We start from the raw sequence: 12,988 nt of genomic DNA, 5'->3' as shown, positions 1-12,988 counted from the left end.
AGTGTTTGGTGTGGGACGGGTTTGTTCGTGTTGAAGTATTCACAGGGTTTATCGGGTGAAGCCTTGGGCGGAATTGCCGCGCTCCTGTCGCGTGCCAAACGCTTCGCATCGCAGACCATTCTGCCGGCTCTATTTGCGCTGCCGGCACTTATCGGTTCTGCGTCCCTCGCCTCAGCGGAAGATCGGGCGCTGAAGCTGTTCTTTACCCATACGGGCGAAAGGGCCACGATTACCTACAAGCGGGATGGAAAGTTCGATCCCAAGGGCCTGTCTCAGATCAACCGGTTTCTGCGCGACTGGCGAAGGAACGAGCCGACGCGGATGGATCCGCGGCTGCTGGACCTGGTCTGGGAGGTGTACAAGAAGAGCGGCGGCAAGGATTATATCCACGTCGTCTCCGCCTATCGGTCCCCTGCCACCAACAACATGCTGCGCAATCGCTCGCGCAGCACTGGAGTCGCCAAGAAGAGCCAGCACATGCTGGGCAAGGCGATGGATTTCTACGTTCCCGGCGTGAAGCTTTCAACGCTGCGTGCCATTGCCATGCAGATGCAGGTCGGCGGTGTCGGGTATTATCCGACCTCGGGATCGCCCTTCGTGCATCTCGACGTCGGCAATGTCCGGGCCTGGCCCCGCATGTCCCGGCAGGAACTCGCGCGCATATTCCCGAATGGGAAGACGATGCATCTTCCGGCCGATGGCCGCCCGCTGCCGGGATATAACCAGGCGGTTGCAAACTACAGGAAGCGCGTCAGTGCCACCGCGATCGAGATCGCCAGCACCGCCGGAGAAGACGAAGACGTGGCGGCGTCGAGCACGCCGAGCGGCGACACCAAGGACGGCAAGCTGGTGACGGCGCTGCTGCCGGCGCCGAAGAGCCGGGCCTTGAATGCGCTCGCGCAGCAGACCGGCGCGGTCGAGCGGGATGACAAAGGCTCTGCTTCGGATCTTTCATCTCTCCCGATTCCGATACCGGCGATGCGCCCGTCAGCCGTTGCGCAGGACGCGGGCGCGGACGACAGGCTGGAAACTGCCTCGATCGGCCCGATTGCAGCCCTTCCGGAGAAACGGCCGCCCGCATCGCCGGCTCACGCGCGCTTCCATCCCGTCGTCGGCGCACAGCAGACCTCCAGGCAGGACGCTGACATGATCGCCTCCCTGCCGATGATCGCGTCTTGGGAAGAAGCAGATTTCCTTGGATCGACGTCCGAAGCGGCGCTGATGCAATGGGCGCTGCATTCTCCCGGGGCGGCGTTTGGCTTGAGCGCGCCTCGCCTTTCTCCCCGCACGGTTCATCGCGAAGCGCATGTCGCGGCTTCAGACGAGAATCCCGTTCCGGTCGCCGCCACAGGTCCGTTCGACGCCAGCCGGTTTTCGTCGCTCCCGGAGGGTTGACCACTGGAAAACGATAGAAGGCGTTTCTAGGCTTGCGTCAGAGAATTGCTCAGTTGCTGTAGGGACAATGGCGGAGAGCTGATGGCGACGCGGCAATAACAGAGATGCTCTTCTCTCTCTTCGCGATCAGATCAGAGCGATCAAAAAGTTTCAACGCAAAGTTTGAACTATATCATCAATCGCCCAGTGCTCAAGATCCGTATTGATAGATCATGCGTCGCAGGAACTTCTTCAGTACCGGTGCGTTAGGAGTGCGAATGTGATCGTCGCTCGGTCGACCTCGCATTTGTCCTTTCCAACTCTTTGCAGCCCCGCAAGTCAGCGGGGCTTTATTTTGCAGAAGTACTTTGCTCCGTACGGCACCGTACGGAAACTCTTGCGGCCCGCGGGCGTTTCTTGCTTCGGATCGCGCAGAGGGAGCCTCTCCTGTCTCCGCGCGCACCCCTATGCTCTGTGCGATCCACAATACCTCAAGACACCGACCCACCATTTCATGCCGCCGTACAAATGCCGCCGCCTCAGGCAACATCTCACTGGCTCAGTGAACAACCGCGATCACCCGTATTCCGGCTTCCTCCGCGGCGCGAATGAGTGCGGCGCGCGCTACATGGGGCGAAATATTGCCCTGGATCGCGTCCAGGCAGGTCTTTACAGCCGCTATATATTCCCGGCCGTCATCCGTCGGCCAGGCGGCGATAAGCGCGCCGGCGACCTCGCCGAGCGACCGGACCAGCCTGTGTTTTTCCTGACCGTCCATTACAAGCATCAGAGGCGCGAAGTCTTCGCTTGTGTGCCAGTCCACGATACCGACCGTCTGTATTGCCATTCGTTGCTTTACCCTCACAAGAAGCCTTCCCTATCCCCTGAAACGCGGGGCCTGGATCGGCAGGTTGGCGCTTCGCCAGGAGGTCTCGGCGGTGTTTCGCGACAGACCAAAACCGTCCTGAGATGTCCCTTGAATCGGACGGGAAGCATCTAAGGCAGGTGATGCCGGGGAAAAGCCGGACCTAAGTCGGACTGGAAGGGCGGCACCTGCTGTTCATATAACAGAGTCATGTAACCTGCAGGTCCGTGGAGGGGCGGAACGGGAGGAGGAGATGAAGTTCGGCCCTGACAACAACAACCACGAAGAGCGCTGTCCGCAAGGCCACAGTTCGGCAGCGACCATCGCCACAATCGAAGCAGCCCTTTCCGCTGATCCCGACATCGACAGCAGCGCTATCGAGGTCAGGATGCTCGGTCCCGTCGTGCTGCTGGAAGGCTATATTACAAAGCCCGCCGACCGCGAGAAAGCCATCTCGCTGGCGGCGATGATCGTCGGCCAGGAGAATGTCCACGACCGGATGCTGAGCCGTTTCCCGACGCAGTAGCGAGGAGTCGGCGGCTGGGACCAAGGTCGGCTAAAGCCCCGGCCTGAAGACCTAACTCCGGAACCGTTCCTCCATTAGCCGGTTGGCACTCCAGCGGAACCAACCGCATCAATGGAGCAATAAATGAATATCAAAGCAGTAACAACTGCCGCTGGCATCCTGCTGGCATCGGCGTCTGCCTTTGCGCAGCAGTCGACGGTCACAGGTGCGGTCGGTGGCGCCGCGACGGGTGCCATCGTCGGCGGCCCGGTGGGTGCCGCCGTCGGGGGCATTGTCGGCGGCGTCGCAGGCAGCGTCATCGATCCGCCGCCGTCAAAGGTGGTGACCTATGTCGAGCAGGCTCCCGCCCCGGCTGAGCGCGTCGTGGCGAAGGAGAAGGTTGTCGTCGGGCAACCCCTGCCGGAGACCGTCGTCGTGACGCCAATTCCCGATGATCCGAAATATGCATACGCGATCGTCAACGATCAGCGTGTGATCGTCGAACCTTCCTCGCGGACGGTCATCCAGGTCATCGAATGACCCCTGGGCGGCAAAGCCGCCATTCCAATCAGGGCGCGCATGTCACACATGAGGGTGCAGGCGGCATCGCGCGTTCGAACTTCGGAGATTGATCATGAAAAGCAACCATCTCACCATGCTTCTGGCAGTGCTGTCGCTTAGCGTGTCGCCGCTTGCCACACTGCCGGCCGCGGCCCAGCAGGACGCCACCAAGAGCAGCGGCCAGACCCAGTCCGGTTCTCAAAGCACGGATTCCGGTTCGCAGGCCGGCTCCGGCAAGACCGACTGCACCCCCGATGCTTCCGGAGCCTGCCCGCAGGGCAAGGGCCAGACGACGCAACAGAAATCCGGCCAGGGCTCCGACATGAAAAAGAGCGCTGAACAGCCTTCGAACGACAACGGTTCGACGAGTGGAAGCCCCTCGGGCAAGGCTTCGACGGAAACCAAGCCCGCATCGCCGGACGCCAGCGGCGCCACCACGACCGAACAGAAGCCCGCCGCCAAATCCGGCACCACCACCACGCAGAGCGGCGATACGTCGAAGCAGCCGAGCGATCAGAACGCGACGATGACAAACAAGAGCTCGTCCGAAACCAACGTCAACAACAACACGACGACCAACAACCAGACGAACACCAAAACCAACGTCAACATCTCGGTCGAGCAGCAGACCGAAATTCGAACGGTCGTAAAGGAGGTCCATGTCAAGCCGGTGAAGGAAGTGGACTTCACGGTCTCCGTCGGGGTGAAAATCCCGAAGAAAGTCCGGCTTGAACCACTGCCCCCACGCATCGTCAAGATCGTTCCGCAGTATGTAGGCTATCGCTTCTTCATCCTTGCGGATGGCCGGATCGTTATCGTCGATCCGAATGCTCTGACGGTTGTCTACATCATCGAGGCCTGACAGCTGGTCCCGGCGGCGCCCTCTTCGCCGCCGGGCCGTCCCCCGGCACCCTCCATTGGATACGCACATTGAGTGACTCGCCTTCCTCTTGGCTTAAGCGTTTACTCAGTCGGTCTGGCGGAGGAAGCAGACCATGGCCATGTATCTCACACGCTTCAGCTACACGCCCGAGACCTGGGCGCGCATGATCGAAAAGCCTGAGGATCGCCGCGAGGCGGCACGCAGCTACATCGAATCCGTGGGCGGCAAACTCCATGGGTTCTGGTACGCCTTTGGCGAGCATGACGGATGGAATTTGTGGGAGGCGCCTGACAACGTATCGATGGCGGCCGTCACGCTTGCGATCGGCGCCGGCGGCGCGCTCAGCTCGATCGAGACCACCGTGCTGCTCGAAGTCGAGGATACGATCCTGGCCCTGGAAAGAGCGAAGTCGATCCGATACCGCCCGCCGGCAGCCTAGGTTGCGGTAGCATCAAAGCGCGCCGAGACCTTTCGGATCCGCTCGCGCTTCAGCTCATGGTTTACGCAGGCGGCTGTCGAAGAATCGCAGCCTACTCGCTCTGCCTGAAATTCCGGATGCGATCGAACAGCACCGCCAGCACGATCGCGCCGCCGATAAAGGTCCCCTGCCAGAAGGCGTTGATGCCGAGCAGGCCGAGGCTGTTGCGGATCACTTCGATCAGCGCCGCGCCGACCAGGGCGCCGAAGGCAGTGCCGACGCCGCCGGCGAGATTGGCGCCGCCGATGACGGCGGCGGCGATGACCTGCAGCTCCATGCCGGCGCCGATATTGGTGGTGACGGCGCCGAGCCAGCCGGTCTGGACGATGCCGGCAATGCCGGCAGACAGCGCCGAGATCATGTAGACGGCGACCTTGATGCGGCGCACGGGAACCCCGGTCAGCGTTGCGGCGTGTTCATTGCCGCCAATGGCAAAGATATAGCGGCCGAAGCGCGTCCAGCGCAGCACGAAGCCGGTGAGCAGCGCCAGGATGATCATGTAAAGGACGGGATTGGCAATGCCGAGGAACCAGGCGCCGCCGCCGAGCGCCAGCAGCTTGTCGTGATCGGGACCGAACTGGAAAACCACGGTGTTGTTGGAGGCGACCATGGCGAGGCTGCGCGCCACTGACAGCATGCCGAGCGTCACCACGAAGGGCGGGAAATCGAGATAGGCGATCATCACGCCGTTGAAGGCGCCGACGACAAGCGCCGTGCCGATCGCGGCCGCGATGCCGATTTCGATGCCGTAGCCGGCATGCATGGTGACCGCCAGCACCATGCTGCAGAGGCAGAGCACCGAGCCCACGGAGAGGTCGATGCCGCCGGTGATGATGACGAGCGTCATGCCGAGCGCGATGATGGCGACAAAGGTGACGTTGCGGGTGATGTTGTAGAGGTTCTTCGCCGTCGCGAAGGAATCGGTGGCGAAGGACAGGAAGAGGCAGGCGAGAATGACGGCGATCAGCACCCAGAAGGTCTGGCTGCCGACGAACTCCGAAAGCCGGCTTCGCTCTCTCTGCGCAATCGTCTGGTCAAGGGTAACTGCCATTGCTGACCTTCTTTTCTGCCGTGCCGCGCCGCTCAAACCTGTTCGATGGCGCCTGTTATGAGACCCGTCACTTCCTCCGGCGAACTCGCCGCAATCGGTTTGTCGGCGACTTTCCGGCCGCGGCGCATGACGATGACCCGATCGGCGACGGTGAACACGTCGGGCATGCGATGGCTGATCAGCACGACTGCAATGCCGCGATCGCGCAGCTCGCGGATCAGGTTCAAGACCTCGGCCACCTGGCGAACCGAGATGGCGGCCGTCGGCTCGTCCATCAGCACGATCTTCGCCTCCGACAGCATGGTGCGGGCGATCGCCACCGCCTGCCGCTGACCGCCCGACATCTGTTTGACGAGATCGCGCGGGCGGGTTTCCGATTTCAGCTCCTTGAAGATCTCGCCGGCGCGCCGATACATCGTCTTGTAATCGAGAATGCGGAACGGGCCGACGCCGCGGCTGAGCTCGCGGCCGAGGAAGACGTTGGCGGCGGCCGTCAGATTGTTGCAGAGCGCCAGATCCTGATGGACGATCTCGATGCCGTGCTGGCGCGCCTCGACCGGCCGGTGCATGACGATCTCCTTGCCGTCGAGGCGCATCGTGCCCTCGCTCGGCCGGAAGTTGCCGGCGATCATCTTGACCAACGTGCTCTTTCCGGCGCCGTTATCGCCCATCAGGCCGACGACCTGGCCGGCTTCGAGCGTAAACGACACGTCATTGACAGCCTGGATGGCGCCGAAGTGCTTAGAAATATTGGTGAGTTCGAGAACCGCAACCAGCCGACCACCCTCCCCGGAACCTGCAGGTCTGCCTTCGCCGCCAGTTGCCGGTCAGACGCCTGCGATATCGCTTTTGCCGATCTCCTCCCGGAAGAGCGATTGAGTTCATTAATGCAAAAGCGCCAGGAATCGTCAATCGAATGTCCGCTAAAACGGCCCCTCATCACAAAAATCTATTTAGTACGACAAATACAGATTGACGCGGGAAACGCGCGCATATTAGCTGTTGCTGGGGAGAGAGGTATGCTGATCCTTGTCACCGGGGCTACGGGCAAGGTCGGGCGGCGCTTCATTACTGGGCTGCTTGACGAGCCGCGATTTTCCAAAGCACGCATTCGCGCGCTTTGCCATAATCGCGTGCTTGATGAAACCGACCGCGTCAGTGTCGTGAAGGGTTCGATCGCCGACAGCGACGTCGTCGCAGCGGCGATGGACGGTGTCACCCATGTCGTGCACCTCGCCACCTGCAAGGAGATCCCCGCGGATGTGATGGACATCACCGTCAAGGGGCTGTTCTGGCTGCTCGAGGCGTTCCGCGCCAGCCCCACGGCAAAGCAGTTCATCCTGATCGGCGGCGATGCCGGCATCGGGCATTTCTTCTATCGCCATGACGGACCGGTGACCGAAAAGACGCCGCATAGCGCCTATCCCGGCTGCTACGCGCTCTCCAAGGTGCTGGAAGAGGTGATGCTCGAGCAGTTCGCCATCCAATACGGCATCAACAGCTGCTGCCTGCGCGCTCCCTGGATCATGGAGAAGGACGATTTCAAGTTTACCCTCTCTTTTGGTGACGATGTCTTCGGCGGGCCGGACTGGAAGAGCCTGGTGCCGCCGGCCGATGCGGAACGTTATGCGCGCGCCGGCACGGTGCCGCTGCTGCGCGATGCCGACGGGCGGCCGCTGAAGCGCAATTTCGTCCATGTCGACGATCTTGTCACGGCGATCCTGGCGGCGATCGACAATCCGCGCGCCGTGGGGCAGCTTTTCAACATCGCGATGGACCGGCCGGTCGATTACGGCGAGGTCGCCGCTTATCTCGCCCGCACGCGCGGGCTCGGCTCGGTCGACATCCCGAGCGAATATCACTCGAACTGGATGGATAACAGCAAGGCGAAGTTCCTCTTGGACTGGCGCCCCGTCTACGATCTGGAAAAGCTCATCGATTCAGCCTGGGAATACCGGCGTTCAAGGGAGGAGCCTCGTATCGTCTGGTATCCCGGTTGATAACAGGGCGGGCGAAGGCGTCCGCCATTTCAAAAGGGAGGAAGCTATGAGGAAGGCATTATTGCTGGCTGCTGCTGCAGTCCTGGCGTTCACGGCCGGTGAGGCCATGGCCGCCAAGAAGCAGCTGGTCATCGTCGTCAAGGGCCTCGACAATCCGTTCTTCGAGGCGATCAACCAGGGTTGCCAGAAGTGGAACAAGGAAAACGCCTCGGCCGAATATGAATGCTTCTATACCGGCCCGGCATCGACCTCGGACGAGGCCGGCGAAGCGCAGATCGTCCAGGATATGCTCGGCAAGGCCGATACGGCGGCAATCGCCATCTCGCCCTCCAACGCCAAGCTGATCGCCCAGACGCTGAAGACGGCCAATCCGAGCGTGCCCGTCATGACGCTCGACGCCGATCTGGCGGCCGAAGATTCGGCTCTGCGCAAGACCTATCTCGGCACCGACAACTACCTGATGGGCGCCAAGATCGGCGAGTATATCAAGAAGGCCAAGCCGAAGGGCGGCAAGATCTGCACCATCGAGGGCAATCCCGGCGCCGACAACATCCTGCGCCGCGCCCAGGGCATGCGTGACACGCTGAGCGGCAAGAAGGGGCTCGACGCCCTGAAGGGCGAAGGCGGCTGGACCGAGGTGGCGGGCTGCCCGGTCTTTACCAATGACGACGGCGCCAAGGGCGTGCAGGCGATGACCGACATCCTTGCCGCCAATCCCGACCTCGATGCCTTCGGCATCATGGGCGGTTGGCCGCTGTTCGGCGCACCGCAGCCCTATCGCGACCTGTTCAAGCCGATGGCCGACAAGATCGGCAAGAACGAATTCGTCATCGGCGCCGCCGACACGATCGGCGACGAAGTGGCGATCGCCAAGGAGGGCCTCGTGACCGCGCTCGTCGGCCAGCGGCCCTTCGAAATGGGCTACAAGGCGCCGACCGTGATGATGGATCTCATCGCCGGCAAGAAGGTCGACGATCCGGTCTTCACCGGGCTTGACGAGTGCACCAAGGATACGGTCGACACCTGCATCCAGAAATGACGCCCTAATCGGAGCGCCCATTCCGGTGGGCGCTCCCCTGCATTACCCTTCGATTTCCGAAAAGATCCAGTCGGAAAAAATGCGCATGGCCGGCGTGACCGGCCGCGACTGCAGGCGCGTCAGCCAATAGTTTCCGAGCGAGATGGCGGTGGCGAAAGGCTGAACGATCGCGCCCGAGCAGAGGTGCCTTGAAAACATCGCGGGCGGGGCGAGCGCCACGCCGAGCCCTTGCAGGGCCGCCTCCATCATGCCGACGGAGGAATCGAAGACGATGCCGGCATTGACTTGGGCCGCCGGCGGCACGCCCGCGGCCTGGAACCAGGTGCTCCACTCATCCGTGCGGTAGCTGCGAAGCAGCGTCACTCCGGCAAGGTCTGCCGGCGATTGGAGATCATCGGCCAGTTTCGGGATGCAGAGAGGCGAAAACGGCGCTTCGAACAGGCGCTCAGCCTGCGTGCCGTGCCATGAGCCGCTGCCGAAGCGGATGGCGAAATCGAGCCCTTCCGCCGCCGGATCGACGCGGTTGTTGTTGGTGGAAATGCGCAGATCGATGAAGGGATGCCGGCGCTGGAAATCCGCAAGCCGCGGCAGGAGCCAGCCGACGGCGAAGGTTCCGACGACGCCGAGGAACAGCAGCTCGCGCACCTGCCCTGCCTCGATCCTGCCGAGCGTCGTCGCCATCTGGTCGAAGGAGGCGGTGACCGTCGGCAGCAGCGCTTCGCCTTCCGCGGTGATCTTCAAGCCGCGGGGAAGGCGCTGAAACAGCGCCACCCCCAACCGCTTCTCCAGGCCCTTGACCTGCTGGCTGACGGCCGCCTGGGTGACGCAGAGCTCGATTGCGGCGCGGGTGAAGCTCAGATGTCGCGCGGAGGCTTCGAAGGCGCGGAGACCGTTCAGCGGAAGGAATGGACGAACCATGTAAGCCCTAGATTTTCTTTTATCTCCCGCGAGATATCATCGTTTGTGATCGGAAAACAGCGCCTTTAAACGCGGCCTGAGTGCGCTTCACGCTCTGTTGACCGACCTTTGGAGGATGACCGATATGAATATTATTGGGGTAAGAATTTTATCAGCCGCTTTGATCTCGACATGCACTTGCGCAAGCGGCTTTGCCGCCGATGCCGCGAAAGTGAGGGCGATCGCCGACGCCGCGATCAAGCCGGTCATGGAGAAGAATGCCATCCCGGGCGTTGCCGTCGGCATCACCATCGATGGAGAGCAGCATGTCTTCACCTATGGCGTCGAGTCGAAAGAGACCGGCCGGTCCGTGGCGCCGACGACGCTGTTCGAACTCGGATCGATCAGCAAGACTTTCACTGCGACGCTGGCATCTTACGCTGACGCGAAGGGCGGGTTTTCGCTTGACGGCAAGGTGAGCACATATCTGCCGGCGATGAAGGGCAAGCCGTTCGGCGATGTCGCGCTGATCAATCTCGCCACCCATGCCGCTGGCGGATTTCCGCTGCAGCTGCCTGACGACGTCAACACCGAAAAGCGGCTGCTTTCCTATTTCGCTGCCTGGGAGCCCTCTTACGCGGCGGGGACGCAGAGAAGTTACGCCAATCCAAGCATCGGCATGCTCGGCTACATCACGGCGAAGGCGATGGGCGGCGATTTCACCGCCCTGATGGAGGGCAAACTGTTTGCCGCTCTCGGATTGAAGAACACCTTTATCAAGGTGCCAAAGTCGCGGCTGGTCGATTATGCCCAAGGCTATAAGCGCAGTGGCGAGCCGGCGCGGCTGACCCCTGCCCTGCTCTCCTCCGAAGCCTATGGCGTGAGATCGACCGCCGGCGACATGATCCGCTTCGTCGGCGCCAATATGGGCCTGGTCAAGCTCGACCAAACGCTGCAGCAGGCGATTGCCAGGACCCATACCGGATATTTCAGCGTCGGGGCGATGACCCAGGATCTGATCTGGGAGCAATATGCCTATCCCGCCACCCTGGCGAGCCTGCTCGAGGGCAATTCGGCCGCGATGCTGAAGACAATTCCGGTCTCTGAGTTCAGGCCACCGATGAAACCGCGTGACGACGTCTGGATCAACAAGACAGGCTCGACCAACGGCTTCGGCGCCTATGTCGCCTTCATTCCCAAGGAACGCCTCGGAATCGCCATCCTGGCCAATAAAAATTATCCCAATGAGGATCGGGTGGCCGCCGCCTATCAGATTTTGACCGCGCTTGCGGCCGACTGATCGCAAAGGGTGCAGTCTGCGTGACGGACGCGGAGCGGACTGTTTACGCGTCGTCCGCGAAGCACAGCGAGGGCAATGCTCTGAATCAAGTGCTCGTCTCGAGTCGGACCTTAGCCCGATGCGCGACTGCGCCCTTATGATAGAGAACTCTTTGCGACTGACGGACATGCTGTAGTCGAGCCGGCTATAGCATGTCCAACAGTCCGCAACTTCGCCCGCAGTACACAGGTCGATGCTACCTTAAGTACTGAACATTAATAATTAAGATTAACGCGCGAGTATTTCTTAGAATTTCTCTAGGTAATTGCCAGTTCTTATAGGGAATGCTAATAGACAATTACCTTTTTGAAGTCATCAGGAGCAATGCAAATGAAAACTGTATTGATTTCGGGCGGAGCTGGTTTCATCGGATCTCATCTGTGTGACCGACTTCTGCTCAGGACTGACGTTCAGAAACTCGTCGTTGTCGACAATCTTTGGACCGGACTTTTCGAAAACATAGAGCACATCAAGGACCCGCGTTTCCACTTCGTGAAATCGGACGTCGAAACCCTGCAGACCTCCGATAAATTCGACGAAATCTACCACCTTGCCTCTCCCGCGTCGCCGCCCTGGTATATGAAGGAGCCGAAGCGGACGATTTCCGCCAATCTTCTCGGGGCAATGCGGCTTCTCGATCTTCTGAAGAAGGGCGGTCGCTTCGGCTTTACTTCGTCTTCCGAAGTCTATGGCGATCCGCTGGTCTCGCCGCAGCCGGAATCCTACAAAGGCCAGGTCGACTGTACCGGGCCACGCTCGTCCTACGACGAGAGCAAGCGCTGCACGGAATCGCTGCTGTTCGAAATGCAGCGCACCCAGGGGCTCGACGTCAAGGTCGTCCGCCCCTTCAACATTTATGGCCCCCGCACCCGCGCCGACGATGGGCGCGCGGTCTCCAACTTCATCACCCAGGCGCTCTTGGGCCGGCCGATCACCGTATTCGGCGACGGTCTGCAGTCCCGCAGCTGGGGTTATGTCGACGATATCGTCGACGGTTTCGCCCGATATTTCTGGATAAACCAAACCGACTATAAGGGGCCCCTGAATGTCGGCAACGATCGCGAGATCTCGGTTCTGGAGGTCGCGCAATATGTCTCCCGCCTCGTCGGCGGCGCGCCGATCGTCTTCGAGCCCTCCCCCCCGCAGGATCCCACCAACCGGCGGCCGGACCTCAGCAATGCGAACTACGTCATGCCCGAGTGGTCGTGCAAGATCACTTATGAACAGGGTGTGGCTCTGACGCTCGACTGGTTCAGGGAAAAACTGAAGACGGACCAACAGTCATCGCAATTGCGAACGGCGCGGCGCTAATCGGGCAGCTTTCGGACGCACGAAGGCTACTCCGATTTTCCGAACTGACGCATCGTGCCTTCCGAAGATCGATCTCGATTCAGGCTCGATGCGCACGGCTCAAGGGTGCGATCGAGAGTGTATGGATGCGAGTACCAATTCCGTCTGATCTCAAGGATATGAATTTTCCGGTACCCCTTCACTATCTAGAGCTTTTCCGGGTTAGATTGAATCATTCTGTTGGCTCAAACGGAGTCGGATGGTCGACCGGCCGGCGCGCGTCGTAGCCCAGCACTACGGCCAAGCCGGCCGGTCGATCAGCCGGCCCGTTTCAGCCAACCCTCCCGCAGATTTGCTTGGCAAATCTGCAAGACCTTGGAATCGCCGGACGCACTTGTCGCTTCGCCCACGGCGAAGCGGTGCGGCCGGTGGGCCGGGCATGTTTCCGCCAGGATCAAAGGCGATTGGCTCGGACGTACCTGGGGTATGCCCGTCACCAATCGCCTTCGCCCTGACGAAAACCTGCTCCGGCAGAATGCTTCAATCTAACCCGGAAAGGCTTGTCTTATGATTTCCACGCTTCTTGTTGAGATAAAGAAGCGCCGGAGAGGACGGCCATCCTTCTCCGGCGATGGGGGACGGATCGTGAAATGGCAGGTCGACGTTCTTGCGAATGCCGGGCCGAGCTAGAGTTTGATCGCCCCCA

At 61.0% G+C, this 12,988-nt stretch carries 13 protein-coding genes; 9 read left to right on the top strand and 4 right to left on the bottom strand.

Annotation, left to right across the window (positions count from 1 at the left end):
• The first annotated feature begins 27 nt into the window (after nucleotides 1-27).
• The gene (locus HJB91_RS17535) at nucleotides 28-1,395 is read left to right on the top strand and encodes a DUF882 domain-containing protein (protein WP_221146921.1); all 1,368 of its coding nucleotides are present in this window, start codon (nucleotides 28-30) and stop codon (nucleotides 1,393-1,395) included.
• A 538-nt stretch (nucleotides 1,396-1,933) separates the two neighbouring features.
• Here the strand turns inward: HJB91_RS17535 and HJB91_RS17530 are convergent.
• Nucleotides 1,934-2,221, bottom strand: coding sequence for a DUF982 domain-containing protein (locus HJB91_RS17530; protein ID WP_259665254.1), 288 nt, complete (start codon nucleotides 2,219-2,221; stop codon nucleotides 1,934-1,936).
• A 271-nt stretch (nucleotides 2,222-2,492) separates the two neighbouring features.
• On the opposite strand from HJB91_RS17530, the gene HJB91_RS17525 reads away from it, so the two are divergent.
• The 4 genes from HJB91_RS17525 (at nucleotide 2,493) to HJB91_RS17510 (ending at nucleotide 4,627) form a co-directional block, all read left to right on the top strand.
• Entirely contained in the window at nucleotides 2,493-2,765 is a 273-nt protein-coding gene (locus HJB91_RS17525) for a BON domain-containing protein (RefSeq protein WP_210630298.1), read from the top strand.
• A gap of 123 nt (nucleotides 2,766-2,888) precedes the next feature.
• Nucleotides 2,889-3,284, top strand: a complete 396-nt coding sequence (locus HJB91_RS17520; protein WP_210630296.1) for a DUF1236 domain-containing protein — start codon at nucleotides 2,889-2,891, stop codon at nucleotides 3,282-3,284.
• 94 nt (nucleotides 3,285-3,378) lie between these two features.
• Complete coding sequence (locus HJB91_RS17515; RefSeq protein WP_210630294.1) at nucleotides 3,379-4,167, top strand: DUF1236 domain-containing protein; 789 nt, start codon at nucleotides 3,379-3,381, stop codon at nucleotides 4,165-4,167.
• A gap of 133 nt (nucleotides 4,168-4,300) precedes the next feature.
• Complete coding sequence (locus tag HJB91_RS17510; RefSeq protein WP_210630292.1) at nucleotides 4,301-4,627, top strand: GYD domain-containing protein; 327 nt, start codon at nucleotides 4,301-4,303, stop codon at nucleotides 4,625-4,627.
• Nucleotides 4,628-4,718: 91 nt separating this feature from the next.
• On the opposite strand, the gene HJB91_RS17505 is transcribed toward HJB91_RS17510, so the two are convergent.
• The gene (locus HJB91_RS17505; protein WP_085779084.1) at nucleotides 4,719-5,717 is read right to left on the bottom strand and encodes an ABC transporter permease; all 999 of its coding nucleotides are present in this window, start codon (nucleotides 5,715-5,717) and stop codon (nucleotides 4,719-4,721) included.
• A 32-nt stretch (nucleotides 5,718-5,749) separates the two neighbouring features.
• The gene (locus HJB91_RS17500) at nucleotides 5,750-6,493 is read right to left on the bottom strand and encodes an ATP-binding cassette domain-containing protein (RefSeq protein ID WP_210631578.1); all 744 of its coding nucleotides are present in this window, start codon (nucleotides 6,491-6,493) and stop codon (nucleotides 5,750-5,752) included.
• Nucleotides 6,494-6,736: 243 nt separating this feature from the next.
• Here HJB91_RS17500 and HJB91_RS17495 point away from each other — a divergent pair, with 243 nt between their 5' ends.
• Together HJB91_RS17495 and HJB91_RS17490 are read left to right on the top strand one after the other, a co-directional pair.
• A complete protein-coding gene (locus HJB91_RS17495; protein ID WP_210630291.1) occupies nucleotides 6,737-7,717 on the top strand; it encodes an NAD(P)-dependent oxidoreductase in 981 nt (326 codons plus the stop codon).
• Nucleotides 7,718-7,763: 46 nt separating this feature from the next.
• Complete coding sequence (locus HJB91_RS17490; RefSeq protein WP_221146920.1) at nucleotides 7,764-8,756, top strand: sugar-binding protein; 993 nt, start codon at nucleotides 7,764-7,766, stop codon at nucleotides 8,754-8,756.
• Nucleotides 8,757-8,798: 42 nt separating this feature from the next.
• Here the strand turns inward: HJB91_RS17490 and HJB91_RS17485 are convergent, their stop codons facing one another.
• Nucleotides 8,799-9,674 (bottom strand): LysR family transcriptional regulator, encoded by an 876-nt coding sequence (locus HJB91_RS17485; RefSeq protein ID WP_221146919.1) that lies wholly within the window; start codon nucleotides 9,672-9,674, stop codon nucleotides 8,799-8,801.
• A 124-nt stretch (nucleotides 9,675-9,798) separates the two neighbouring features.
• On the opposite strand from HJB91_RS17485, the gene ampC reads away from it, so the two are divergent.
• The gene (gene ampC / locus HJB91_RS17480) at nucleotides 9,799-10,953 is read left to right on the top strand and encodes a class C beta-lactamase (protein WP_221146918.1); all 1,155 of its coding nucleotides are present in this window, start codon (nucleotides 9,799-9,801) and stop codon (nucleotides 10,951-10,953) included.
• A 369-nt stretch (nucleotides 10,954-11,322) separates the two neighbouring features.
• Entirely contained in the window at nucleotides 11,323-12,303 is a 981-nt protein-coding gene (locus HJB91_RS17475; RefSeq protein WP_210630284.1) for an NAD-dependent epimerase/dehydratase family protein, read from the top strand.
• Nucleotides 12,304-12,988 lie beyond the last annotated feature (685 nt).

The organism is Rhizobium sp. NLR10b, assembly GCF_019685435.1.
In the GTDB taxonomy this organism is placed as follows: domain Bacteria; phylum Pseudomonadota; class Alphaproteobacteria; order Rhizobiales; family Rhizobiaceae; genus Rhizobium.
Note: the sequence above shows the minus strand (reverse complement) of the source record. Positions and strands in the feature narration are given on the sequence as shown.